20 protein-coding genes and 1 pseudogene are annotated in these 24989 nt (G+C 59.2%); 13 read left to right on the forward strand and 8 right to left on the reverse strand.

The features are described 5' to 3' along the window. Positions 1-137: 137 nt before the first annotated feature. The 3 genes from U1700_RS08640 to U1700_RS15605 all read left to right on the forward strand — a co-directional run bounded on the left by U1700_RS08640 (position 138) and on the right by U1700_RS15605 (position 2402). The gene (locus U1700_RS08640; protein WP_332751945.1) at positions 138-1121 is read left to right on the forward strand and encodes a YqaJ viral recombinase family protein; all 984 of its coding nucleotides are present in this window, start codon (positions 138-140) and stop codon (positions 1119-1121) included. Next, a complete protein-coding gene (locus U1700_RS08645) occupies positions 1118-1873 on the forward strand; it encodes an ERF family protein (protein WP_332751947.1) in 756 nt (251 codons plus the stop codon). Before U1700_RS08640 ends, U1700_RS08645 begins: the two co-directional genes overlap by 4 nt. 217 nt (positions 1874-2090) lie before the next feature. Further along, on the forward strand, positions 2091-2402 hold the full coding sequence (locus U1700_RS15605; RefSeq protein WP_443025912.1) for a DUF968 domain-containing protein: 312 nt from the start codon (positions 2091-2093) through the stop codon (positions 2400-2402). Positions 2403-2489: 87 nt separating this feature from the next. Here the strand turns inward: U1700_RS15605 and asnB (U1700_RS08650) are convergent, their stop codons facing one another. Then, entirely contained in the window at positions 2490-4457 is a 1968-nt protein-coding gene (asnB, locus tag U1700_RS08650) for an asparagine synthase (glutamine-hydrolyzing) (protein WP_332751949.1), read from the reverse strand. 139 nt (positions 4458-4596) lie between these two features. Here asnB (U1700_RS08650) and U1700_RS08655 point away from each other — a divergent pair, with 139 nt between their 5' ends. From U1700_RS08655 to U1700_RS08675, 5 genes are all read left to right on the forward strand, one after another. Further along, a complete protein-coding gene (locus U1700_RS08655; RefSeq protein WP_332751951.1) occupies positions 4597-5016 on the forward strand; it encodes a sugar 3,4-ketoisomerase in 420 nt (139 codons plus the stop codon). Continuing rightward, the gene (locus tag U1700_RS08660; RefSeq protein ID WP_332751953.1) at positions 5013-6110 is read left to right on the forward strand and encodes a DegT/DnrJ/EryC1/StrS family aminotransferase; all 1098 of its coding nucleotides are present in this window, start codon (positions 5013-5015) and stop codon (positions 6108-6110) included. Before U1700_RS08655 ends, U1700_RS08660 begins: the two co-directional genes overlap by 4 nt. After that, entirely contained in the window at positions 6107-6580 is a 474-nt protein-coding gene (locus U1700_RS08665; RefSeq protein ID WP_332751955.1) for an acyltransferase, read from the forward strand. The genes U1700_RS08660 and U1700_RS08665 overlap by 4 nt, the downstream gene beginning before the upstream one ends. Before the next feature lie 54 nt (positions 6581-6634). Next, entirely contained in the window at positions 6635-7372 is a 738-nt protein-coding gene (locus U1700_RS08670) for a class I SAM-dependent methyltransferase (protein WP_332751956.1), read from the forward strand. Between the two features lie 928 nt (positions 7373-8300). After that, positions 8301-9434 carry an acyltransferase family protein gene (locus U1700_RS08675; RefSeq protein WP_332751958.1) on the forward strand — a complete coding sequence of 378 codons (1134 nt, stop codon included), beginning with the start codon at positions 8301-8303 and terminating at the stop codon, positions 9432-9434. A 325-nt stretch (positions 9435-9759) separates the two neighbouring features. Here U1700_RS08675 and U1700_RS08680 read toward each other — a convergent pair. The 3 genes and pseudogenes from U1700_RS08680 to U1700_RS08690 form a co-directional block, all read right to left on the reverse strand. Next, positions 9760-10516 (reverse strand): annotated as a pseudogene (locus U1700_RS08680) (IS5 family transposase). 334 nt (positions 10517-10850) lie between these two features. After that, positions 10851-11846, reverse strand: a complete 996-nt coding sequence (locus U1700_RS08685) for a glycosyltransferase family 61 protein (RefSeq protein ID WP_332751960.1) — start codon at positions 11844-11846, stop codon at positions 10851-10853. A 137-nt stretch (positions 11847-11983) separates the two neighbouring features. Further along, a complete protein-coding gene (locus U1700_RS08690) occupies positions 11984-13741 on the reverse strand; it encodes an ABC transporter ATP-binding protein (RefSeq protein ID WP_332751962.1) in 1758 nt (585 codons plus the stop codon). Between the two features lie 178 nt (positions 13742-13919). On the opposite strand from U1700_RS08690, the gene U1700_RS08695 reads away from it, so the two are divergent. From U1700_RS08695 to U1700_RS08715, 5 genes are all read left to right on the forward strand, one after another. Next, positions 13920-14807, forward strand: coding sequence for a hypothetical protein (locus U1700_RS08695; protein WP_332751964.1), 888 nt, complete (start codon positions 13920-13922; stop codon positions 14805-14807). Then, entirely contained in the window at positions 14804-15790 is a 987-nt protein-coding gene (locus U1700_RS08700; RefSeq protein ID WP_332751966.1) for a glycosyltransferase, read from the forward strand. Before U1700_RS08695 ends, U1700_RS08700 begins: the two co-directional genes overlap by 4 nt. A gap of 530 nt (positions 15791-16320) precedes the next feature. Beyond that, positions 16321-18339 carry an asparagine synthase (glutamine-hydrolyzing) gene (asnB, locus tag U1700_RS08705; protein WP_332751968.1) on the forward strand — a complete coding sequence of 673 codons (2019 nt, stop codon included), beginning with the start codon at positions 16321-16323 and terminating at the stop codon, positions 18337-18339. Between the two features lie 40 nt (positions 18340-18379). Further along, complete coding sequence (locus U1700_RS08710; RefSeq protein WP_332751969.1) at positions 18380-19615, forward strand: glycosyltransferase; 1236 nt, start codon at positions 18380-18382, stop codon at positions 19613-19615. Positions 19616-19967: 352 nt separating this feature from the next. Continuing rightward, positions 19968-21092, forward strand: coding sequence for a glycosyltransferase family 4 protein (locus tag U1700_RS08715; RefSeq protein WP_332751970.1), 1125 nt, complete (start codon positions 19968-19970; stop codon positions 21090-21092). Here the strand turns inward: U1700_RS08715 and U1700_RS08720 are convergent. The 4 genes from U1700_RS08720 to rfbB form a co-directional block, all read right to left on the reverse strand. Then, the gene (locus U1700_RS08720; RefSeq protein ID WP_332751971.1) at positions 21045-21635 is read right to left on the reverse strand and encodes a glycosyltransferase family 4 protein; all 591 of its coding nucleotides are present in this window, start codon (positions 21633-21635) and stop codon (positions 21045-21047) included. The genes U1700_RS08715 and U1700_RS08720 overlap by 48 nt on opposite strands. Before the next feature lie 499 nt (positions 21636-22134). Next, positions 22135-22989 carry a class I SAM-dependent methyltransferase gene (locus tag U1700_RS08725; protein WP_332751972.1) on the reverse strand — a complete coding sequence of 285 codons (855 nt, stop codon included), beginning with the start codon at positions 22987-22989 and terminating at the stop codon, positions 22135-22137. 60 nt (positions 22990-23049) lie between these two features. Next, positions 23050-23934 carry a dTDP-4-dehydrorhamnose reductase gene (rfbD, locus tag U1700_RS08730; RefSeq protein WP_332751974.1) on the reverse strand — a complete coding sequence of 295 codons (885 nt, stop codon included), beginning with the start codon at positions 23932-23934 and terminating at the stop codon, positions 23050-23052. Continuing rightward, positions 23931-24989, reverse strand: coding sequence for a dTDP-glucose 4,6-dehydratase (rfbB, locus tag U1700_RS08735; protein WP_332751976.1), 1059 nt, complete (start codon positions 24987-24989; stop codon positions 23931-23933). The genes rfbD and rfbB overlap by 4 nt, the downstream gene beginning before the upstream one ends.

Genomic DNA, 24989 nt, shown 5'->3' on the forward strand with positions numbered 1-24989 from the left:
TCTCGTCGCGGTGGATTACGAGATAATATGCAATAAACAATGCTATTTCAAGTAGTAGTCATATTCTTTTCTGTTGCTGTTGTGTGGAATGGGAGCAAACTCGTGGGACAAAGACTCGCTAAAAGAGGGTATTACCTATGAGTATTTTCGGCTTACCTGAAGAAATTGCGCCTCCCACTGTTGTTTCTTCGCGTAGCGGAACGGAGCAAGCCGGCGCAGTATCCACGTCGTCAGCACGGACCGCGGAAAGGCAGTCAGTGGGAAGCAAGCGGAAAACCTCGGGTAGTGGTAAGGCCGCGACCTTGACATGGCCGCTCTTGGAACAGCTCGGATTAACTGAGCAGGAGCGACGTGCGAGGTGTTCAGGCATCGGCGGCAGCGACGCGAATGTTATCCTGTCAGGAAACCCAGACAAAGTTCTGGAACTATGGCGAGAGAAGCGTGGAGAAGGAAATCCAAAATGCCTTGAGGACATTCTGCCGGTCATGCTTGGATCATGGACCGAGCCCTTTAATCGGCAATGGTTCGAGAAGGTCAGCGGCGAGAAGGTTTTCGGTGTCGGACGGTCTCAGACCTGCAACATTCACCCTTGGAGGCGGTGTACGCTTGACGGCCTCGTCCACGATGGGCGAGCCGTCTTCGAGGCGAAACATACGAGCGCGTTTAAAAAACCGGAGGATGTGCTCGAGCGCTATATGCCCCAGCTCCAGCACAACATGGCCGTGGCCAATTGCGAGACGGCAGTTTTGTCCGTCATCTTCGGCAACCACAAGTATGAGATCTTCGAAATTGCCGCCGACTGGCTCTACCAGCTAGAGCTCCTCGAGGCCGAGGAGGAGTTTTGGGACTGCGTCCAGACGGGAAGGGCGCCAGTGGCGCCGCCGGTCCCGCTTCCGCCTAAGCCGGTCGGTGTCCGGGAAGTTTGCCTCGAAGGCAATAATAGCTGGGCGTCGGCCGCTGTTGACTGGCTTCAGGATCGCGATGCGGCCAAGCGGCACTCAGCGGCCTGCGGGACGATCAAGGCCTTGGTCGAGCCCGATGTCGCCCGGGCCTTCGGGCACGGGATCGAAGCCAGGAGAAGCAAGTCTGGCGCCCTGTCGATCAGGGAGCTGGGCCAATGAGGCCGCCCGAAGTCTATCGCGCGATCAACGCGGTTACCGCAGCACTTGCTGGCGATGGTATCGCCAAGTCACGGACCAATGCCATTGAGCTGTACCAGTATCGCTCGATTGACGATGTGCTCAATCGCCTTGCCCCGCTGATCGCCGAACACCGGCTATGCATCCTGCCGCGGGTGCTGGAGCGGATCATCACTGACCGGCCAAGCCCCGCCACGCCGATGCGCGTCAACGTGCTGTTGCGGGTCGCGTTCGACCTGGTCAGCGTCGAGGATGGATCGGTTCATACCGTCGAAGCCTATGGCGAGGCACTCGACGAGGGCGACAAGGGCACGGCCAAGGCGATGTCGGCGGCCTATAAGGCGGTGATGCTTCAGGCCTTCTGCATCCCCGTTGCCGGAACCGAGGATGCAGATTCCAGTGCAACGAAGCTTGGCACGCGGCCGTCGGTCCAGACCGGCCAGCCGGTCGAGGGGTGGGAGCAATGGGCGAGCGACGTCATGGCCACGCTTGGCATCTGCGAAAGCATCGCAGCCGTCGATCGGGTTCAATCGGGCAAGCGGCCGCAATTGAGAGCCATCAGCCGTGAGCGGCCTGATCTCTATGCCGCACTGGGAGAGTGCTTCTCACAGCGGCGGCAGGCGCTGCTTGCACCAGTGTGTCCACCCAAGAAGGCGCGTAAGCCCTATGGTCGCCGCGACAGAGCGGTCGTTAGCAATGATCGGGAGACGAACTTCGTCCTGGTGAAGGCATAGACCATGCGGCTTCCCAACCGAGTGCAGAAGGAACGCAAGCAGGCCGCTCAAATCGGCGAATGTTTCCCGAAACAAAGTTGCTTCGTGGCTATGCCACCGGCTCCCAACGCTAAGATGCCCCCTGTCCTTGTACGAAGTAAGTCGAAGCAAGTGCCCCTTACTCCTAAGGTCAATAACACTGGGATGGCGGAAGCCTGAAATGCGGTTGCCCCAACGAATGCGAAAAGACCGGCAATTGCGAGTCGAGCGGGAATGCCCAGCGCATCGAGCGTGGGTCCGAAGCCACTACTGCAGTATCCCGGGATGCATGAGCAGGTCGATTGAATGCGCTCACGTGCGGAGGGGAACTGACGGCGGCATGGCACTAAAGCCGTCCGACGTTTGGACAATCAGTTTATGTTCCAATCACCACGAGGAACAGCACCGTCTTGGAGAACATCGATTCGAAAGGAAGTACGGTCTCGATCTGCGCGAGTTGGCACTCAATTTCGCGAAGCGTTCGCCACACAGATGGCGCTGGCAACTTTAGCGAATCATCGGGCGAGACCGCGATATGACGCGCTTGTCGCTGAAATCGGTCGTTTATGGACTGCCCGAACGCATCCAGGCCGGCGCCTCAACCACCGTGATCGAGCCACGCCTGGAACATCAAGATGGACCAAAGAGCGGCCGTCGCGTCGCTTTGTCCAGAGAGATGGCGTTCCCACTGGCCGCGAACCTTGTGCGGGTCGAACCAGCCCTCGCTCGTGAGACGCCGCTCGTCGAGCAATTCTTCCGCCCATTGGCGAAGCGGGCCGCGCAGCCAGGCGCCGATGGGAACCGCGAAACCCGCCTTCGGTCGGTCGAACAAGGCCTTGGGAACATGGCGGTAAAGCAGGCTGCGAAGGATCTGCTTGCCCCCGCCGCCGTTGATTTTCAAATCGACCGGGATTCTCGCGGCCACAGCGGCAACCCGGTGATCGAGGAACGGGACGCGGGTTTCGAGGCTGACCGCCATTGAGGCGCGGTCGACCTTGCACAAAATATCATCAGGCAGATAGGAGGTCGCGTCGCAGGTCATGATGCGGACGGCGTCGGGGCTGCCATCGTCGGGCGAAAGTGACCAGGGCGCGGTTGCGGACCCAGCCCCGATGACCGGAGACCCCTGCACCGACCATTCGTCGAGGAAGCGGTTGTAGAGGTCGCCAAGGTCGTTGGCGCTCCCAGCGATGCCGAGGCCTTTGTGTATCTTCCCGCCAACATGCGGCTGGTGCGTGCCGGGGAGCAAATCGACCGCGCGGGACCATAAGGCGGGGGGCAGTCGACCGAGCAATTGCCCGCCGATCGCGCGCAGCGGTGCGGGGATGCGAGCCAGCTGGCGCCACAGGCGTGGGGCGTCGCGATGACGGTTGTAGCCACCGAACAGCTCGTCCCCGCCATCGCCGGAAATGGCGACGGTGACCTTGCTGCGGGCAAAGTGGCTGACGAGGCAGGTCGGGATTTGCGAACTGTCGGCGAAGGGTTCGTCATAAATTTGCGGGAGCGAGGGGATCACATCGCGAGCGTCGCGGGCGGTTACAATCTGTTCGTGGTGGACCGTGCCGAGGTGGGCCGCAACGGCGCGGGCGTAAGCGGATTCGTCATAACCCTTCTCTTCGAACCCGATCGAGAAACTGTGGACGGGGGTTGCGCTATGTCGCTGGTACAGTGAGACAATCGTCGAACTGTCGATTCCGCCCGAAAGGAAAGCGCCGACCGGGACATCGGCCACCGCCTGGCCGGCGACGGCGGCGGCGAGCGATTCGTCTAGGGCGTCGAGCGCAGCCGAGCGGTCGGTGATTGGATCGTCGAGCCCTGCGCGGACGATGGCGGGGTAGGACCAGTAGCGGGTCAACGAGAGCGATCCCGTCGTTCCTTCTTGCGGAGGCTGCGCGCGCGGTTCGCCGGCGGCGGCGAGGTTTAGCGAGACGATGCAGCCGGGCGGCAATTTGAAGGTGCCCCGGTGGATCGACCAAGGCGCAGGGACGTAGTTGCGCTGCGCGAAGAGGCCGAGCACGCCGCGGTCGATCGACGTGTCGAAATCAGGGTGGCAACGGAGCGCCTTGAGCTCTGACCCGAACACGAAATCGCGTCCCGCCCACCCATAATAGAGCGGCTTTTCGCCGAAGCGGTCGCGGGCCAGCGTCAGGCGGCGATCGGCGCGGTCCCACAGCGCGATCGCGAACATTCCGACCGCGCGATCGAGCGTGGCGGCGAGGCCCCAGGTGGCGATTGCCTCGACCAGCGTCTCGGTATCCGAATGGCCGCGCCAGCCGCCGGGCGGGGCCTTGCATGCCGCCTCAATCCCTGCGCGCAGGTCGAGGTGGTTATAGACTTCGCCATTGTAGCTGAGCACCCAGCGGCCATCAACGCTGACCATCGGCTGGGCGCCCCCGGGCGACAGGTCGACGATCGACAGGCGGCGGTGGGCAAGCCCGATCCCGGCGTCGGCGTCATACCAGGTGCCGCGATCGTCGGGCCCGCGGTGGACTAGCACGTCGGCCATCGCGTCAAGCAGATCGGGGCTGATCCCGCGCGCGGAAAATAGTCCGGCAATCCCGCACATAGGCTTGTGAAGCTCCAACTGACCGTGGCGACATAGCGAGCTAAGCGCCCGGGGACACTGTATTCTTTGTGGCGCCACAAGCGCGCCGACAGGACGTTGTTTGCTTGCCATCAAGATCAGGGCCGGTATGAGCGCGGCTATGACCAAACATGGGCTGGAAGCATGCGAGTTGGTATCGCTGGCAGTCCGCGGCGACAATCGTGGTAGCCTGATCGCGCTTGAGGGGGACAGCGCTCAAGTCCCGTTTGACATTGCGCGGGTCTATTATGTTTTCGCGACGGCGCCGGGGGTCGAGCGCGGCTTTCATGCGCATTATGCGCTTACCCAGTTCGCGATCGCGGTCTCGGGAGGTTGCACGATACATTTCGATGACGGCCGCGAAAAACGAGCGGTGCGGCTCGAACGGCCCGATGTCGCGGTCACCATCCCGCCGATGGTCTGGCACGAAATGCACGACTTCAGCGCCGATTGCGTGCTGATGGTGCTGGCCGACGCACCTTATGACGAGCCGGATTATATCCGCGATTATGCAACCTTCACCGAATTGACGTCCCGGTGAAAGTCCCGTTTCTCGACCTGGGCGCTGCCACCCGCGAACTGCGTAGCCAGATTGGTGCGGCGGGGCAGCGTGTCATCGATAGTGGATGGTATGTCGGGGGGCCCGAACTTGAAGCGTTTGAGCAGGACTATGCCGCTTACTGCCAAGTCGATCACTGCGTCGGCGTCGGAAACGGGCTCGACGCGCTGACTCTGGCATTGCGGGCGATGGACGTCGGTCCCGGGGACGAGGTGATCGTTGCCTCCAACGGCTATATTGCGACCCTGCTTGCGGTCAGCATGACAGGCGCAACCCCGGTGCCGGTCGATCCCGACCCGGCGACCCACAACCTCGATCCGACGCGGGTCGAGGCGGCGATTTCGCCGCGCACGCGGGTGATCCTACCGACACATTTATATGGCCAGCCAGCCGATCTCGATGCGTTGCTTGCCATCGCCCGGGCTCATGAGTTGAGGCTGCTGGAAGATGGCGCGCAGGCACATGGTGCAAGCTACAAGGGCCGGCGCGTCGGCGCGCACGGCGATGCGGTCACGTGGAGCTTCTACCCAAGCAAGAATCTGGGTGCGCTAGGCGATGGCGGAGCGGTCACCACCAATGACGCGGCGTTGGCCAAGCGCATCCGGACGCTGGGCAATTACGGGTCGGCGACGCGCTATGTGAATGACGAACGGGGGGTGAATTCCAGGCTCGACCCGCTCCACGCGGCGGTGCTTCGCGCCAAGCTGCCCCATCTCGATGAATGGAATAACCGTCGACGAGGGATTGCCGGGCGATATCTGGCGGCCTTTACCGGAATGGGTATCGGGTTGCCCCAGGTGCCTGAATGGGCAGGGCCGGCGTGGCATTTGTTCGTGGTGACGCTGACCGATCGCGACGCGGTCCAGGCGCGATTGCGCGCTGCGGGTGTCGAGACGCTGATCCACTATCCGATCCCGCCTCACCGCCAGAAGGCCTATGCCCACCTTGGCCTTCCCGCAGGCAGTTTCCCGATCGCCGAGCAGCTGGCTAGCCAAGTGCTGAGCTTACCGATCGGACCGCAGATGAGCGACGCGCAGGCGGAGTGGGTGATCGCCGCGGTCAGGGAGGCGGTATGACGGATGAAGCGCCGCGAATTCATCCGCTCGCCTGCGTCGATCCTGGCGCGCAGATAGGAGCTCGGACACAAGTTTGGCAATTCGTCGTCATCCTCGACGGCGCGGTTATTGGCGAGGATTGTAACCTTAATGCCCACGTCCTGGTCGAAGGCGGAGCCTTTGTTGGCGATCGCGTGACACTGAAAAGCGGTGTGTTCGTCTGGGATGGCGTGACCCTTGGGGATGATGTCTTTGTCGGACCGAATGCAGTGTTCACCAATGACAAGACGCCGCGCTCGCGTAAACGGCCGGCTACTTGGCAAGGGATCGTTGTTGGTAGGGGAGCGAGCATAGGCGGCGGGGCGATAATCCTGCCTGGCATCACCATCGGTGAAGGCGCTATGATCGGCGGGGGCGCGGTCGTCACGCGCGATGTGCCGACGGGCGAGACGTGGATCGGCAATCCTGCACGGCGGCTTTGGCAACCGTGAAAGTTCTCTTCGTCCTGCCATTCTACACTTAAACGCATAGTGAGAGGTCGATTCGTGGCGATACCGCTAATCTTAATTCGCGTTGGCAATGCGTTAGGCAAACCGTTCGGTGTTAACCCTTTCCCCCGGGCGTTCGTCAATGCCAACGCACCAGATGGTCGAGAGGCGGCATTCGATGCGATTTATCAGAACAATGGTTGGAACTCGACGGAAAGTCTGAGCGGCCCCGGGTCGGAGGTGGAACGGACTAAGGCGTATCGCCGCGAATTAGAACAATGCCTCAATTGCCTCGACACCAAGACACTGTTCGACGCGCCTTGCGGCGACCTTAACTGGATCCTTCCGGTGGTTGGAGAGCGAGCTTATATCGGTGGAGACATCGCGTCATCGCTCATTGCCGACCTTCAGAAGACCCATCCAGATTTGGACTTGCGAGTATTCGACATTTGCACTGACGAATTTCCCGCCTGTGATGTCTGGCATTGCCGCGATTGCCTGTTCCATTTGCCCTTCGACGACATTTGGAAAGCGCTGCAAAATTATATCGATTCGGGCATCCCCTACGCGCTGCTAACGACCCATAGGAGCAGAGCGCTGCATCGAAACGTCGACGTGCGCGCTGGCGGGTGGCGCTACCTCGACCTCGAAATGGCCCCTTTTTCCCTCGTACGTCCTCGTGCCTACCTGCGTGACTTTCGCCCCCTATTCGACTTTCCCCGGTACGTCGGCCTGTGGAGCCGAGAGCAGATTGGACGGGCTCTTACCCAGCGTATGGAAACGAAACATCGCTAGCAATCACGTGGCGTATCCACATCAGAATATTCGCGCACAGTGACATTGACTAGCCGAACAGGGTCGCCACAGCTACGATCAACCACTCCAACACAACTCACGACACTTGCGCGGTCTGATCGTCCCACGAATTGATGGAAGCGCGGTCCGAGCTTCATTGCTGACAATCGAAAGCGCTTCGTAACGGTACAGGATTTTGCAAAAAAGATTATTGCAATTCACTGCGACCAGCTCATAATCGTAAGCCTCAAAGCGAGTTGCGGGGCCAAGATCCTCCCGCCCTTCTTACGTCGAATTCTTTGCCGTTAGTTTTCACAAGAATGGGCGTCGGCTGGTATCCGTTAGATTAATCAATCGCTGGACCGCCTCGCCGTGACTTTCGGCATCAACTTTCAGAAGATTAAAATTGTTCGGTATCACGAAATTACCTAGAACATCTTTTAGCGCCCGCTTGCGGTCTTCTCGACGCACTTAAGCCGACAATGATCGTCATTGTCATAAAAGCTGAATTTCCTAAAATACTGCTGAGACGAGAATGCATCGCGTCCTTGGTAATCCGTATTCAAGCCCAGTAAGTTTTAAGAGCCTTGTCCTTAACGATTGCCCAAATTCGGTCCGTAGTCAGACAAAGACAAACCAAAACAATTTGCTGGGCTGCGTTCAGTTCAGTCACATCGGTCATGCATTTATTTTATGAAAAGGCTGTCGCATTGGTATCGCCAGGTCGAGCCCAGTGACAACCCAATTAGAGCGGGCTTCAACGATCGCAATGCGCGGGTGCCGCTGGAACATCGCTAGTGGCAATAAACTCGCGCTATTAGCGGTTGGTAAAAAAGTTTCTGGCCGCTAAGGAGCGCGTAATGGCGTTGACTTGCAAAATTTTTGCCATCGCGGGTCCAGCCGGGAGATAAAGGCAACGTGGGGCATTATGGATGAGCAACTGCCGCTTTGGCGGGAAACCGATGAAGCATTTGAACGCCAGCAGCTAAGTAGCAAAGCAGCAAGCAAGGTAGCCCGATTCTATTCGCCCCAGCTCGACGGCCTTCGCTTCATTGCCGCCATGCTCGTGTTTCTTCATCACGCGCCGAAGCTGCCCTACATCGCGACTTTGCAGAAGTTCGGATGGGTGGGGGTCGACCTATTTTTGGCGATTAGTGCTTTCCTAATCACTAAGCTGGTCCTGATTGAGCACCAGCGGACCGGCCAGTTTTCCGTCCGCGCGTTCTTCATCCGGCGAGCCTTGCGCATCTGGCCTCTCTATCTCGGCTATGCGACACTTGCCTGCATAGTTAGTGCACTGTTCCATGTAGTGACCACGAAGGAGGCCCTACTCTGGTGGGCAAGCCATCTGACCTTCACTAACAACCTCCGAACGGCGGCCGAGGGGTTTTCCCGCGTTTCATTCTCGGCGCACTTGTGGACAATCTCTTTGGAGGAACAGGCCTACATTGCAATGGCATTTTTGCTTGCATTGTTCACGTCGAGACAGGCCAGTAAGAGTAGTGCCCTGTGGTTCTGCCTTACGGGAACCGCGCTAGCCTTGCTGATTCGTGTTGTGATGGCCCTTAACCTATCTGTTGAGGCTACAATCTGGACCTTGCCGATCAGAGCCGACGCGTTCCTGCTAGGTGCTCTTGCGGCGATTCTCGACCTGCGGGGAAAACCGTGGATAAGCGTGGTGGGGATCGCGTTAGTTGCGACAGTGTATTTCAGCCCGGATGGAGAGCCGTTGGGCCTGTATAATGCGATCGACTACTCAGTGATTGCTGCTGGTTTGGTGATACTAGTGATTACCGCTCAGACCAAGGCCTTCCTTAAACCACTTGGGAATCCGGTCGCTCGTTACTTAGGCAAAGTGTCGTTCGGCTTTTATGTGTTTCACGGCTTCACACTTTGGGCCGCATCCCGACTTGGCATGAGGCTCGGCTACAGTCCGATGGTCGAAACTATGGCGGCATTTGTTACAACCGTCGTAATTTCGGCGTTGTCTTACCGCCTGTTTGAGACCCCGTTCTTAGTGATTAAGGAGAGGTTTGCCAGGGTCGAGTCGCGCCCGATCTGACCGGATTAACTGATCAGCCCTTGCGCCACTAGCTTGGCCTTGAGGTCATTGAGCAACGTCAAGGGCGCGGTGATGTCCGCAGCGGTGCTGGTCTGTACTGCGGCAATTAAGTTGTCTCCTACGTTCGTCTTGACGTTCCGCACGGATACATCAGCAGATGGGCGCCATAACCCGCAATGGGACCTAGAAATTTTACGGCGTCATTGGCAGACTGGTCTTTCGGCATTTCGGCGATGCAACCCTCTTCCTCACGGAGAATGTCGTCGAGATTGCGGAAAGCCAGCTCAATCAATCATAGCGATGCCCTAGGGTCAGGACTCGTTAATCAGAGCCAGAAGATGACGGTGGCGGCGAGGGCGATGACGGAGAGGAAGACGGTCGGGCGTCGATCGTAGCGAGTGGCGACCCGGCGCCAGTCCTTGAGGCGGCCGAACATTATCTCGATGCGGCTGCGGCTTTTGTATTGGCGCTTGTCATATTTGATGGGCATGATCCGGGATTTCCGTCCCGGAATGGAGGGTGTGATGCCCGTTGTCTGAAGGGCGTCCCTGTACCAGACTGCGTCGTAGCCGCGGTCGGCCAGCATCCACTGCGCCTTTGGCAGATCATCGAGCAGCGCCGCAGCGCCGGTGTAGTCGCTGACCTGGCCAGCGGTCATGAGAAGCTGATTGGGCGGCCGTTCGCGTCGGTAACGGCGTGAAGCTTTGTGTTCATGCCTCCTTTGGTACGACCGATGAGCCGCCCGATACCCCCTTTTTTACCCGCAGGCTTGATGCCGTGCGGTGTGCCTTGAGGTAGGTCGCGTCGATCATGATCGTCTTCGGCGTGGCGCTCGCAGCCGCCAGTCCTTCCAGCATGCGAAGGAAAATGCCCCTCTCGCCCCACCGCTTCCAGCGGTTGTACAGCGTCTTGTGTGGACCGTACTCCTTTGGTGCGTCGCACCAGCGCAACCCGTTGCGGTTCACAAAAACGATGCCGCTCAACACCCGCCGATCGTCAACCTGCGGCCTGCCGTGACTCTTCGGAAAATACGGCTCAAGCCGCGCCATCTGCTCGTCCGTCAGCCAGTACAGGTTGCTCATGCTCAGTCTCCTTGCGGAGCCTGAATCAGATCGCGCCTCTCAAATCAATGGGTCCTGACCCTAAGCGGCGGCACTGTCAATTTTTAACGATTGCACTCGATCCTGAGAAATCTTCGGTCTGCACGGGATGAGAATCATGAAGCGTTTGAAGAATGTCTGAGGCTAATTCTTGAACTTCCCAATAGCGCGCTCCCGCCCGAACAAGACCACTCCCTAACAGCAGGCGAGTAACCTCTTCGGTTGGAAAGTCGGTAAAGTGTCGGCCTGTCGAGGGTGGAATATAGTTCAAAACGCCCCGCTAAGTAAAGTATATAATTGCCCGCTTAGCGGGCGACTAAATCGCAACCAAGCTTTTTATTTGTGTAGCAAACGCCTGTGGATCGATTGAATAGTTCCAGTTGATGTCCAAAGCGCTGCCCGCAATCATATCATGATATTGTATCCCAAGAATATTCGTCATCCAAAAGAAATGAGGGTTCAGAAACGCTTTACTGTTTAATTCAAGCAATCTGGTATTCGGCAGATCGCAAAATAACAAATTCGTGAGCCCCGCGCCGTGAAGGCCGACAATGTGACTTGTTTGAGCAAAAAGCGCTGCCTGCTCAAGATAGGATAGATCCTCGGCGAAGACGGTCTCGAAGCCGTGCTCGGCAAGGACTTGTCCGATCTCGTCCATGTTAATCAGTCGGCGCTGGACCGCCGGTCGGCGATCAAGAAACACGCGTCGATGAGGTTGCTTGTCGACCATCGTCGCCAGTTCATCGTAGGTCCGGCTGAACTGGGCAAACGAGGCTTGGCCCTTGATTAGTCGCTTGGTGGCGACAAATTCGCCAGCTTCCTGAACTTTCCAGTTCACTCCCTCGAAGCAAGGCAGTTTAAGCAATTCTCGGACGTAGGCGCGATCATAAACTAGCCGATTAATCAGCATGGGCTGGGTAAAGTCGATCAGCCCCGAAGCCCTCATCATCAAGAACGGATTCATCGCATCCATCATAAAATGGAAAAGATTGGTGCCGAGAAAGCCGTCAAAGTGGATAACCGTCGGCAAATGACAATCGGAACGAGTGGCACCGTGCAATTTCATCGATATTGGCGGCGTCATGATCTCGTGAGCACCGCCACGCGTTGGTTCGATGAAGTATTTGCGGTCGATAACCGCTAGCGAGCGTCGAGGCTCAACCAAAATTGCACCCGTGAAATCGTAGATTACGTCTGGATGACAAGCTGACCACTTTTTAGTATTGTCAACAACATACCTTCGCGCGACGTCGTCGTTAATGTCATCGAATTGGAACCCATCGAAGTCGGGCTCGGCGTTGCGATAGCGCACCGTCTGGCCGCTCCCCTTCGTCGCGAGCGGCCATAATTTATTTCGAAACCAACCGTGAGCTTTTGTATTATAGAAATATTTTACTTTGGCTCGGTACGCGATGTGACGCCATTCTATGAAACGCGTACTCCAACTCTTCATCCGAGCAGTCCTGTATTCATTGCATCGCCGCGCTCGGCGATGCGCTCGATACGTCCTCCTTCCAGATGGATCACCCGGTCGCAATCCTTGAGCGTAGTCAGCCGGTGGGCAATCATCACGATTGTTATGTCACCGCCCAAAGCCGCGATCGAGGCCATTACGCCTTCCTCTGTGCGCGTGTCGAGTGCGCTAGTCGCCTCGTCGAACACCAGCACGCGGGCGTTCTTGTACATTGCCCGGGCAATCCCGATTCGCTGCCGCTGACCGCCTGACAGGCGCACACCGCGCTCGCCGGTCCGGGTTGCATAGCCCTCGGGCAAGCCTTCGATATACTCGGCGATGCCCGCCGACCACGCGGCCTTCGCCACCCGTTCGGCGTCGACATCGTCGGCGCTGACCCCAAACGCGATATTCATCGCCATGGTGTCATCAATCAGATAAATCGCCTGCGGAACATGCGCGATTTCCGCCTGCCACGCGGCACGCAGGCAGTCGTCGAGCGGCCGATCATCGATCAGGATCTGCCCCTCACTTGGCTCGAGCAACCCGAGCAATAAGTCCATCAAGGTGCTCTTGCCCGATCCGGTCGTCCCGGCGATACCGATCCGCTCGCCCCGGGCAATGGTGAAGTTGATGTCGTGGAGCACCGGCCCGCCACTTCGATACGTAAAGCCTAAGCGTGCGAAGCGGATCGAACGATTGAACACGCACTCGTCGGCGCCCGGTGGGGGCGACACCCGTTCCTCGAGTTTGAGCAAAGCAACGACATCGAAGACATTCTGGCGGTTGCCGAGAAAATTCGACCAGCCATTGTAGGACTGCTGGAGGAGAGGCAGCAGCCGTTGGGCGCCGAGCGCAAGCGCGCCAAGGATCGGGATTGCTCCGGTCACCCCGCCCGGTTGGCTAGCCAGGTACCAGGCATAAGCGCCAATCATCACCATCCCGACGGTTTCAATCATAATCCGCGGCGCCATGCTGATGAAACTGTTGGAGGCAAGGATTTTTCGAATCAGGTTGGAGGATTGCGCGTACTCGCGCTCGAACACCGCCTGTGACCGATCGAGCAATATGTCACGAATGCCCCCAAGCGCCTCCTGCACGCGTTTGACGCGCAACTCGCCATGGTGGCTGCCGACGATGGAATTGCGGCTCAAAAGGCCTCGCACAATAAGGCTGAACAGCAGATAGGCGCCAATCAAGATCACCCCCGACACTAGCGCGACTAGAGGGTTGAGCAACACTAGTAAGGCGATGAGCAGCACCGCCATAACACTCGAGATGAGCGCTTGGATACCTGACAATAAAACCGTGAAGGTAATCGTGTGGAGCTTCTCGAACTGGCTCAACGCCTCCCCGGAGTGGCGCTCTACATAATAAGGGTAAGGTTGTCGGATGAGCTTGGCGAAACCGATTACGCTAAGGTCGTGCGCGATGTTGAATGTCAGCGCCTGGCTAACCTTGGTCAGAAGCAGCCGGATCAGCCCGCTAAAAATGAATAAGGAGATAAACACCATCGCCGTCAGAGGTACAAGGTGGGTCCTTGGCGGCAGGCTCTGAATGAACCAACCGAGAAGTGGCACGGCGAACAGCCGCCTGGGATCCGTCAGCACCGCCAAGAAGGGCAAGATCGACCCGACCGACATCACTTCGACCAGCGACCCGAGCATCATCAGGCCAATCGTCAGCCACGCCTGGCGGCGGCGCACAGCGGGCAACGTGCGATACAGAATCCGTAATGCGGTCCCGCTGGTCATGACGGGTAAGGAGGCGATTGTACATTCATGATGCGCTGATTAGTCGCCAAACCCGCTTTGTGCACCCTTGTTTCGTAAGGACTTGCAATCTGCCTGAGGAACGACTGTAATCTATTGCCATGCGCTTGTTTCCCGTTCCAAAAATCCTTGCGCGAGCTAGGAAAGTCGTCGGCGTTCAGTGAGCATCAGCGTCGCTATTCCCGAAATAAAAAATTCGCCGGTTCTTAACCGCGACGTGGCATCGATTGTTGGCAATCCAGCACTTGCAAGGGTGCTAATTTACAAAAATGCGTTGATAGAGCTCGTAACTGAATTCGCGCGTCCCAAAGTGAGCCCTAACCCGGGCGTGCGAAATATCGGGTCAACCCGGGCCCGCCATGCTGCGACGCTCCACGCGACTCAGCCGTTCCAACCATACGTCAATGAGAACCACTTCGTCGCCGAGTGCACGCTTTCGCACAGAGTCAACACGGTGATTGCGGACGACCTCGATAAACTTAGCACGGACGTCGTCGCGGTAAGTGTTGATAAACCTGATGGGCGGCCCTTTGCTGCCCGAGCACAGAGGATGTCGGACGCCGCAGCGTTCTTTGGACCTCGATCATTGGCAACTAGCGCCGCGTCCGGAATTCACCGCGACACCTATCTCTCGGTGTTTCAGGGTTCCACCTTTCACCGCTATTCGAACGACGAGTACCTCAACCGTCGAATTTTCTTCGCTGCTCGGCGCATCGGCGCGTCCGAGGTAACCTTTCATTGTCATCTCGCGCCGCGCCGCTGGAGCTGTCAGGAAAAGGCTCTGGGCATCCTAACCTATGCCCAGTTGACTGCGCTGGCGGGTGGTGTTGCGCAGGGCAGCGACAAAGTGCGCATTTGCGGATCGCGCAACCAACTCGCGCAGTCAGTTGCCTTCCCCGCCGTGGCGACCAAGTACCCGAGCGCCCTCGCCGTCTTTCGGCAGGCCGTGTCCGAAGCTCGCCCTTTGCCCATTGCATGGCAATGTTTTTACCTACGCTACCGCGCCGTGTTCGTCGCGGCGCGGCTTGTCCTCGCGCTGCGCCAATGACCGCGACCGCAACCCCGCGCGCCACCCTGCTCATGCTTACCTACAATCAGCAGGAGGTGGTGGCAGACTCGGTTCGCGCCGCGCTGGCGCAGGACTATCCGAACCTTCAAATCATCGTCAGCGATGATTGCTCGTCCGACGCGACTTTTGCGACGGCCGCGCAAATCGGCGGAGACTACCTTGGCAAGCACCAACTGGTCGTGCGGCAACCTCCTCACAACCTCGGTCTCATTCCCCACCTCTACGATGCGGCGAGACTGGCCGAAGGCGAATTGATCATCGTCGCCGCCGGCGACGACATCTCTTATCCCCACCGAGTGAGCCGGCTGATAGGCGCCTGGCAGGACAGCGGCGCGTCGGCGCTGTGTTCGGGGTGGGACGTGTGCGATGCCGTAGGAGCGATCATCGAGCGCGACTGCGTTGGTGGGCGCTCCGATCTACGCTTCAACGCCTATTTTCCGACCCGCTCTTTCACGCAGATCATCGGCGCAACCGCAGCTTACATTCCCGACGTCTTCCGACTCATTCCACAACCACCTCCCGAAGTTTACGCTGAGGACCTGTATTTCTCTTTGGTTCTCGCGTGGCGCGGTCAGACAGTGTTCGAGGTCCCCGAACCACTGCTGGCTTATCGTCAGCACGCTTCGGCGATGACCCATATCGGCACCGAATGGCAGACGGTCGTAGATCAGGAACACCACTTCGCTAGGTCGAGCGCGCGCGTTGCTGCGCTATTAGAGGCGTTCGATCGGGCGACGGCCCAATCCTTCACCTCTGGCTTAGCCGGGCAGCACATCTTGAACCGCGAAGCCCTGCTGGAGGATATCGCCTTTAACCGCTATCGCGCCGGGTGGATCGGGTGTGGACCAATCGCGCGGCTGCGGGCTCTGGCGCGCTTTCGCAGCCCCGCCCACCGCCGGTGGCTTCTTCCGCGCCAATTGGGAATCGCCGCGCTGCGTCGCGGCAAGTCACTTCTCCGCTAATTCTACGCTAAGTGCAGAAGACGACGTCCGAGCTGCGTTCCCGCCGCAGCGTGTGGAGCGCGGCTTATCGGTGTCGGCGCAGACTCGTTCAATGGCTTCCGCCCCGTTCATTATCACTTTCAACGAGTGTGGGCAACCGACTACACGGCATAACTCACTCAGTCTCTGTGCATATCCAGCACGTGCCCTCGACGCCGCTCCCGCTCAACCTGACGTCCTCGTTGGCCAGTGCCTCGTCTCCGCCCTCAAAGCCGCTGCTTCCGGTGTACGACACGCTAAGGCGGCTCGCGCGATTGTTGCGCGGGACGTGGCGCTCGATTTAGACGGGTTCATTGACACCGACGGTTCGAACCCGAGGACGATTACTCCACATTCAGGGTCTTCAAGCGGAAGGCAGTACGAGCAATTCCAACAACTGATGCGGGCTGTCTCTAATGCGTTTACCTGGGGGACGTCGAGCCATATGGCCGCCTATATTGCCCCGGCGCTCGAATCGGCTAGGGAGCGGAAGTGCAAGAAGGCCTCGACTGATGTGTGGAATCGCCGGGATTTGGACGAAGCGCGGGCTCAGCGATCGCTTGATCTCGCGTATGGCTGACAGCCTTGCGCACCGCGGACCCAACGACCGCGGCACTTGGATAGATACTGATGCCGGGCTCGGCTTTGGCCATCGACGACTATCGGTCATAGACATTTCGGCGGCGGGCCACCAGCCGATGATCTCTTCATCCGGTCGCTACGTGCTGACATACAATGGCGAAATCTACAACCACTTGGACATTCGTTGCGCGCTCGAAGCCAAAGGGCACATAGAGTGGCGTGGCCATTCAGACACCGAGACTATCCTTGCGGCGATCGAGCAATGGGGGCTGCCCGCCGCTCTAGAACGGTCGGTAGGCATGTTCGCCTTGGGACTATGGGACCGCGAGAACAGGACGTTGTCACTCGCGCGCGACCGGATGGGCGAGAAGCCTCTTTACTATGGGTGGGTTGGCCGTCAATTCGCCTTCGCATCCGAACTTAAAGCCCTTCGGTTGGTGCCGGGGTTCAACAATGCAGTCGATTCCGGCTCTCTGGATTGCCTAGTTCGTAGTGCTTATGTTCCCGCGCCCCAGTCGATCTACCGCGGGGTATTCAAGCTCGTCCCCGGCGCAATCCTTCAAATGTCGGCCGGCGCCCGCGAAGCCACGTCGTCGACTTTCACCGGATTACCGGGCCAGTTCGAGCATCTTACAATCGAGCGTTTCTGGTCATTATCGGCGCTTGCTACCGAAGCTGCCTCCAATCTTCTCATCGACGAGGAGGAAGCGATTCGCAAGCTCGAGGAACTGCTGATCAAGTCGGTTACTCGCCAGTCGGTCGCAGATGTGCCTGTCGGGACGTTCCTATCGGGTGGCTATGATTCATCCATGATTGCGGCGCTGCAAAAGGCGCACAGCACATCAAGTGTTAAGACCTTCACCATCGGTTTCGACGAGGCAGGCTTCGACGAATCGCCTTATGCTCAGGCAGTTGCCTCTTACCTTGGCACCGACCACCATGAAGTGCGCGTTAGCGCAAGCGACACCTTGGCCGTCATTCCGCGCTTGGCCGAAATCTATGACGAGCCGTTCGCTGACTCATCTCAAATCCCGACGTTCCTTCTGAGCAAGCTGGCGAGGGAGCAGGTCACCGTCGCTTTGTCCGGCGACGGCGGCGACGAACTCTTCGGCGGCTACGGCCGCTATTTAGCGTTCAACCGGAGCCACCGTGCATTGGCGCGAATTCCTCCCGGGGTTCGTAAAGCTATGAGCGGGACCTTGAAACTCATTGGAAGCGACCGCGTCGATTGGCTCGGACGCTTGACCGGCCTGGATCGACGCTTTCCGCAGCCGGGCCACAAAGCGCAGAAACTGGCTAGCCTGATCGAGGCTGGCGGTAACCTCGAAGCGCTCTATCCGTTGTTGCTATCCCAATGGTCCCAAAGCGCCAATCCAGTGGCAAAAGTAGCTTTCCCGTTCCAACATGCGCAGCAAGAGCGTATAGACGGCGTTGGAGATGTCGCGCAGATGATGGCATGGGATTTGCTTGACTATCTTCCCGACGATATTTTGTGCAAGGTCGACCGGGCGTCGATGGCGGTGGGGCTTGAGACTCGAGCGCCGTTCCTTGACTATAGGGTGGTAGAATTCGCTCTCCGAACGCCAGTCTCTATGAAGATCCGTCCCGATGGTGGTAAACATTTGCTGCGGCGGCTCCTTTATTCCTATGTCCCACGGCACCTTCTTGATCGACCCAAGGCCGGTTTCGCCATCCCGCTGGGTCAGTGGCTACGAGGGCCACTACGCGATTGGGCGGAAGCAGGATTTGATAGCAAACGCCTAGCGGAGGGCGGGCACTTCAACCCGGCCGTGATCCAAGCGCAATGGCAAACTCACCTCAGCGGAAGGCGGGATTACTCCACCGCTTTGTGGCCGATCCTGATGTTCCAGTCGTGGCGGGACTCGACCTTGGGCAAAACCGAAACCGACTCCGATGCCTCTCCACTGGTAATCGGCGCGGTTGCTTGAGCGAATCTCCGCACGGAACAACATGGCGTTACTGCCTCCGATGAAGATCCTGATGCTCATTACCGAACTTGGCTACGGCGGAGCTGAGCGAGCCTTTCTCGGGCTTGCCGCTGAGCTGGCGAAGAGGCACGAGGTCGAAATTGTGCTCTACCAGCGCCATTATGCGACTGGAACTTACGCGCAGGAAGAGCAACCTGTGGCGTTGCCTATCCACTTTCTCGATGAAAGAGGCGGCTCCGGTCGGATCGCTCGGTGGCGGCGGCGGCTTACGCGACTTCGAATGATTAAAGATGCATTCCGGCCCGACGTAACCGTAAGCTTTCTTACGGGCCCCAACCTGCTCAATGTACTGACCCGGCGCCGTGACAAGGTGGTTGTGTCGGTGCGCGGCACGCGGCGCTACGATCTGAGTCAGCCGGCCTGCTCGCGGTGGGCGTACGTCTCGACCATTGACCCGCTGATCGTGCGAAGATCCGACCTCGTAGTCTCCGTCAGCGAAAGCCTGACCCGCGAAATTTCGGGTGCGCGGGGTATCAACATACCGGCGAAATTCAAGACTGTAAGCGGCTATGTGAATGCCGCAAAGCTGGTGGGAACCGCCTGCACCCCAGTCGAAACTGAAGTGGAGGCGCTTGCGCAATTTCCGTTGATTGTCGGTGCCGGTCGAATAGCGCCGGACAAAGGTTTTCAGCATCTAATCGCGCGGTTCGCTGCGGTGAAACGGAGCGAGCCGAATGCGAAATTGCTACTTGTCGGTGACGGCCCTGCAATGAAGATGTTGGTAGAGCAGGCCTGCGGCCTCAACCTGTTGGTCGCCGACGGAATAGCTGACGAACTTTCGCAATTCGATGTCATTTTCCTCGGCTTCCGGCCCGACCCCTATCGTTATTATCGGCTTGGGCGGGTATTCGTTTTGGCTTCGATGACTGACGGTTTTCCCAATACGCTGGCTGAAGCGCTGGCCACCGGTGTACCGATTCTGGCTGTCGACGCCCCGTGGGGTGCGCGCGAGGTACTCGGCCTACCCGCCGATCCTTTGAACCGCCCGTTCGCCACGCTCGTCCCCGAGGAGACCGGACTCGGCACGCTGATGCCGCGGATGGACCGGCCAGAGTTTGCCAGAATGTGGGAGGAGGTTCTGCTTGATCGACTACACAATGACCGCCGGTCAGTCGACCAAACGAGCCGCCAGCTTGATCGCTTGCGCCAGCTCGACGCATCACAGGCAGCGACGAAGTGGGAGGCTTTGCTGTTGAAAATGGTTGGTAATGAGTAACGCCCGATCGGTGCTCGTTACGGTTTCGGTGACCAAGGCGCTGGTATCGTCGCACGGCTGGCGGAATTGCTCGCCGAGCAGGTGGCGATATCGCTTGTGCTGCCGCGTGGGCACCCGCGTGTCTTCGAGCAGGCTGAATTCCGCCGCGCGGACCTCCTAATGCTCTGCCAGAGCGACGCTGCGCTGATTGAACACGTGCTGGGCGCCGCCAAAATTCAGGTTGGGGATCAGGAGCAGGATCTTCGAGCTTCGAGCCATTGGCGGCGAGCTTGTCATCTGGCGGGAGACGAAGCAAGGCCAACCCAACGGAGCTCCCGAGTTGCTTGAAGCATTGCCTAAAGACTTGCCTCTGGTGGCCATCCTCGATGGCTCGGTCGATGTCACAGGTGCGCTTAACAGCGCTCGCGGCCAAGCCCGTATGCTTCGCGACGACGCCCGCTTCGTCCTGTTCCTTCCGATCCAGAGCCACGCGATCCACGCCGCCGCCAGCGATTTCGAGGCGGTCGAACGCGTCAGGCTGCCCGAGTTGAAGCGGTCGCTGGGTGGCGTGCTCGGCTATCCGTTCGCCAGCCTCGCGTCGGCGCGGATGCTCGCCAGGCGGCTGCGCGAGCTGGACTGCGAGCGGCTCCAGATTAATGATTTCTACCTGCTGCCGGGGCTACTGACGCGATTGTTCGGCTTTCGCGGGCGGATCGTTACCTGGGTAAGGATCGATCCACGCCGCTATGGCCTAGCCGGAAAAATCTGGCTTTTCGCCGCGCAACGATTTTCGAACTTGATGGTCAGCGTCTCGAAGTACATTAGTGCTTGCTTGCCCCCTTCAGTGAAGACAAAACTGATCTACGACTCGTCACTACTCCGTGCCGTAACCGAGGCAAATCGCGACCCTCAGTCAATGCTATTTGTCGGCAATTATATTTTCGGCAAAGGTCAGCAGGAGGCGATCTCTGCCTTCCAGCTGATTGCCGACCGCTTTCCCTCTGCCACGCTGGTCTTCCACGGCGGCGACATGGGGCTGGGGAAGAACCGCGACTATCTCGCGGGGCTCCGATGCCAGGCAGCAGCGGGTCCGGGTACCGAGCGGATCCTGTTCGGGCCGTTCCTGTCCGACCTTGCTGATGCGCGCGGGCGGGCGGGGATGGCGCTCAACTTCTCGCACTCCGAAAGCTTTTCGCTGACCTGTGTCGAAGCCAGCGCCAACGGGCTCGCGGTGATTGCCACCCGCTGCGGAGGCCCGGAGGAAATTGTCGAGGACGGGGTTACCGGGCTGCTGGTCCCGGTCGGCGACACCGCGGCCATGGCCGAGGCGATGGCTGGGCTGCTTGGCGATCCGGACCGTGCCGCCACGATGGGCGAAGCCGGGTGTTACCTCGTCGCCGAGCGTTTCTCGCCAGCGGCCATACGCAGTTCACTAGTAAAGGCTCTGGGATTAGGCACCATCGGCAAGATTGGCTCGGCCCGCGATCGCTTGAAATAGCTCCACCAGCCGGGGCGCCTGTGATGCCAGCGAATAGGCATCGACCGCTCGGCCGCGCCCGGCGGCGCCCATTGACGAGCGAAGCGCCGGGTCGGCGATCAATCGTTCGAGGGCGGCCTCCCACTCGACCTCGCTGGTTGCCAGCAAGCCGTTGGCGGGATCGACAATCTCGCTGTTGACGCCGACCGGTGAGGCGACGACCGGCAGGCCGCACGCCATATATTGGATCAGCTTGTAACCGCTTTTACCGCGCTGGAACGGCAGGTCGAGCAGCGGCATGATGCCGATGTCCATCGCCTGGACGTCGCTGATCTCGCTTGCCTCGCTCCACGTAACGAGGTCCAGCCCATCGAACCGGTCGCGCTCGGCCTCGGCCCCCGCCCCGACCGCGCGGACGCGCACGCCATGTCGGTCACACATTCGCTGGAGCAGCGGCAGTAGCGGGCGGACATTGGGCCAGGTCGAGGGCGAGCCGATCCACCCAATCGTCAGCGGGCCTTGGTTCGTCCGGGGCGTCGGGACGTAGGCATCGGTATCGACCACTGTCGGGATAACGATGCTTTCTGGGCAGAACTGTTGAGCATACGAACGGAGATAAGGGTTCCCGCAGCAACAGGCCCGCGACCTTCGGAGCAAAGATTCGAGTTTCCTGCCGAGCAGGCGTCGGATCCAAGGACGTTCGGCGCGATCGTACATGTGGAAGATCGCATCGTCGAAATCGTAGATGATGGGTCGCTGCCAAAAGCAACCGAGTAGTTCAAATCCTGCAGGGAGATAAGGGAAAAGCTCGCAATGCACCCACAGAATGTCATAACGGCGCGCTGTTACAAGATCCAACACGCGCCGTGAGTATGATCGCAATATGTTCGCGGGATGCGCACGACGCCCCGCGACCAAGCGGCGAAGATGGGAGTCGTCAAGCAAAGGCGCGTAATCAATTTCAAACCCAGCCTTATTCAGCGCCGGTTCGAACGCGACGAAGCGCTGCCGGGTGCTAGCTGCAAGGCGACCATATTTCGGCAAGGCAAGCACGCGCATTGGATCAGGCTACCTTTATGCCGCAGGCCACCCAAAACGGCGTATCTTCCCGGAAGGCGATCTCGCTCAAACCCGCTTCAGTCATCATCGTCGATATCTGCTCACGCGTGAAGCGCTGCTCCAGACGCGTGCCAAACCGATCGAGCGCGTCGGTCCGCATCGTGTAGAAGCTGTGTTTGCGATAATAGTTTAACGGAAAATTCGAAGTGTCGTACCCTGCTCGCTCGGCGAGAAGCGCGGTACGTGCAAGAGGCCAATAAACAATGCCCGCAATAAAGTTTGTGAGTAGCTTACGAATCCCAAACGGAGCACGGGATATAAGCTTTCGAATGCTGTCACTTGCTCGCCATAATGCCTTGAACCAAGTTGGTTTTCCATCGAGCGCATAATAGATATACAGAAGAAAAGGTGCCCCGACTTTCAGTTTACTGACACAGTCACGAAGCGCTTTGGCTGTATCAGGTATATGATGCAGCACGCCCAGCGAATAGCCGAAATCCTGACTGCCGTCGGGCAATGGTATCAGATCAGCTGAAGCAACATGAAATCTTGCTGCTGGATACCCATCTAGCCGCCGTCTAGCCACCGCAAGCGCCTCGGGCGACGGGTCGATGCAATGAAGCGTACCGACTTTGTCGACCATTCCAGCCGCCCATCTTCCCGATCCACAGCCCAGATCAAATCCTTCAGCATTGCTCGGGAGTTTTTCGATCGGGAAAATCGAAAAATAGGCTTCGAAAAGGGCGCTATGTTCAGCCTCCGACAAAGCGGTTTGATCAAAGGCGGCCCATTCGGCACCGAAGCCATCAACGGTTTTTCGATCGATGTTTGCCTCATGCTGATCCGCAGAGTTGGTCAAATAATTACTCCTGAAGCCGTAGTATCGTGCATTGGCAAAGTTAGAAGGCGAAGATCCGCATCAGGCGGCGACGAGTCGGCGGATGACCTGCTCCAGCGAAGCATCGAAACTGTGCATGGCGCTGCCCCCGTCGCGAAGATATTTGGCCGTGTCGAGAGTGGAATTGCGCGGTCGCGGTGCCTTGGTCGGCCAGTCGGCGCTAGGGATTGGGCGGACTGTGGCGACGGGCTGCCCGAGCGCGCGGAGCCGTTCCATGACCTTGGCAGAAAGTTCGGCCCAGCTGATCGCGTCGGGGCCCGCGAGATGATAGATTTCGCCCTCACCTCCTGCATCGCCGCTGCTCCACCGCGCCGCGAGCGCGAGAATGGCATCGGCGAGGTCGAGCGCCGAGGTCGGGTTGCCATGCTGGTCGTCGACCACACTGACCTCGTCGCGTTCGCCCGCAAGGCGGACCATGGTGCGGACGAAGTTATGACCGAACGGGCTGTAGATCCACGCCGTGCGCACGATCGTCGCTCCCGGCAAGGCAAGGCGGACGGCGACCTCTCCCGCCAGTTTTGATTTGCCATAGACGCTGAGCGGGGCAACCGGGTCATCTTCGCGATACGGCCTGTCCGACGTGCCGTCGAAGACATAATCGGTCGACAGATGGATCAGCCGAGCGCCCGTCGACGCACAGGCGGCGGCGATCTCGCCCGCGGCATCGGCGTTGATGCGATACGCCTCGTCGGGGGAGTCCTCGGCGGCGTCGACCGCCGTGTAGGCGGCGGTATTGATCACGAAATCGGGGCGGACCGCGTCGATCAGCGCTTTGGCGCTGCCCAGAATGGCGAGGTCGAGGTCGGGCCGACCGGCGGTTAGCAGTTCGACCATGGGGAAACACTGCGCCCGCTCGACGAGGCTGGTCGCAACTTGGCCGGTGCGGCCGGTCACGAGAAGCTTCACTTGGCGATTCCCAGTCGCGCCCCGGCATAGCTGCCCTCGCGGATTGGCTGCCACCACCATTGGTTGGCAAGATACCAGTCGATCGTCGCGGCTAGCCCGCTGTCGAAACTCTCGCTCGCTCGCCACCCCAGCTCGCGCTCGATCTTCATCGGATCGATAGCATAGCGGCGGTCGTGCCCCGGGCGATCGGCAACAAAGCGGATTTGCGAGCGCCGCGCTTCGCTAGAGAGCAGCGGTACGCGCTGGTCGAGCAAGTCGCAGATCGCCTCGACCACCTGAAGGTTGCTGCGCTCGGCGCGGCCGCCGACATTATAGCTTTCGCCGACCCGGCCCTTCGTCAGTACCAGTTCCAGCGCGGCGGCATGATCGTCGACAAACAACCAGTCCCGGACATTTTCGCCGTGGCCATAGACGGGCAGTTCCTTCCCCTCGAGCGCGTTGAGAATGACCAGCGGGATCAGCTTCTCGGGAAAATGAAACGGGCCATAATTGTTCGAGCAGTTCGACATCACCACGGGCAGGCCATAGGTCTCATGCCAAGCGCGGACGAAATGGTCAGAGGCGGCTTTTGATGCCGAATAAGGCGACGACGGCGCATAGGGAGTGGTCTCGGTGAACACGCCATGGTCGAACGGCAGGTCGCCGAATACTTCGTCGGTCGACACATGGTGGAAGCGGAAAGATTCGCGCGCCTCGCCGTTGAGAGTCCGCCAATAGGCTAGCGCGGCGTTGAGCAGGCGGAAGGTGCCGACGACATTGGTTTCGACAAACACGCCGGGGCCATCGATCGATCGATCGACATGGCTTTCGGCGGCGAGGTGCATGATGCCGCCGACCCGTTCCTCCGCAAGCAGCGCGGCGATGCGGTCGGTCTCGTTGATGTCGCACTGGACGAAGCGATGGAGCGGAGAATCCGCGATGCTGGCAAGGCTGGCAAGGTTGCCCGAATAGGTCAGGCAGTCGAGTGTGATGACCCGCCGCCCCTGTCCGACCAGCCGGCGAACAACCGCGCTGCCGATGAAGCCGGCGCCGCCAGTGACGAGGATATTCTGCAC

The organism is Sphingomonas sp. RB1R13, assembly GCF_036663775.1.
Classification (GTDB): Bacteria; Pseudomonadota; Alphaproteobacteria; order Sphingomonadales; family Sphingomonadaceae; genus Sphingomicrobium.

Excerpts from the sequence above, each read along its gene's own strand:
- U1700_RS08710 (WP_332751969.1), top strand. The coding sequence starts at position 18,380 with ATGAAGATCCTGATGCTCATTACCGAACTTGGCTACGGCGGAGCTGAG.
- U1700_RS08665 (WP_332751955.1), top strand. The coding sequence starts at position 6,107 with ATGACGGATGAAGCGCCGCGAATTCATCCGCTCGCCTGCGTCGATCCT.
- U1700_RS08655 (WP_332751951.1), top strand. The coding sequence starts at position 4,597 with ATGACCAAACATGGGCTGGAAGCATGCGAGTTGGTATCGCTGGCAGTC.
- asnB (WP_332751968.1), top strand. The coding sequence starts at position 16,321 with ATGTGTGGAATCGCCGGGATTTGGACGAAGCGCGGGCTCAGCGATCGC.
- U1700_RS08675 (WP_332751958.1), top strand. The coding sequence starts at position 8,301 with ATGGATGAGCAACTGCCGCTTTGGCGGGAAACCGATGAAGCATTTGAA.
- U1700_RS08690 (WP_332751962.1), bottom strand. The coding sequence starts at position 13,741 with ATGACCAGCGGGACCGCATTACGGATTCTGTATCGCACGTTGCCCGCT.
- asnB (WP_332751949.1), bottom strand. The coding sequence starts at position 4,457 with ATGTGCGGGATTGCCGGACTATTTTCCGCGCGCGGGATCAGCCCCGAT.
- U1700_RS08640 (WP_332751945.1), top strand. The coding sequence starts at position 138 with ATGAGTATTTTCGGCTTACCTGAAGAAATTGCGCCTCCCACTGTTGTT.
- U1700_RS08645 (WP_332751947.1), top strand. The coding sequence starts at position 1,118 with ATGAGGCCGCCCGAAGTCTATCGCGCGATCAACGCGGTTACCGCAGCA.
- U1700_RS08700 (WP_332751966.1), top strand. The coding sequence starts at position 14,804 with ATGACCGCGACCGCAACCCCGCGCGCCACCCTGCTCATGCTTACCTAC.
- U1700_RS15605 (WP_443025912.1), top strand. The coding sequence starts at position 2,091 with ATGCGAAAAGACCGGCAATTGCGAGTCGAGCGGGAATGCCCAGCGCAT.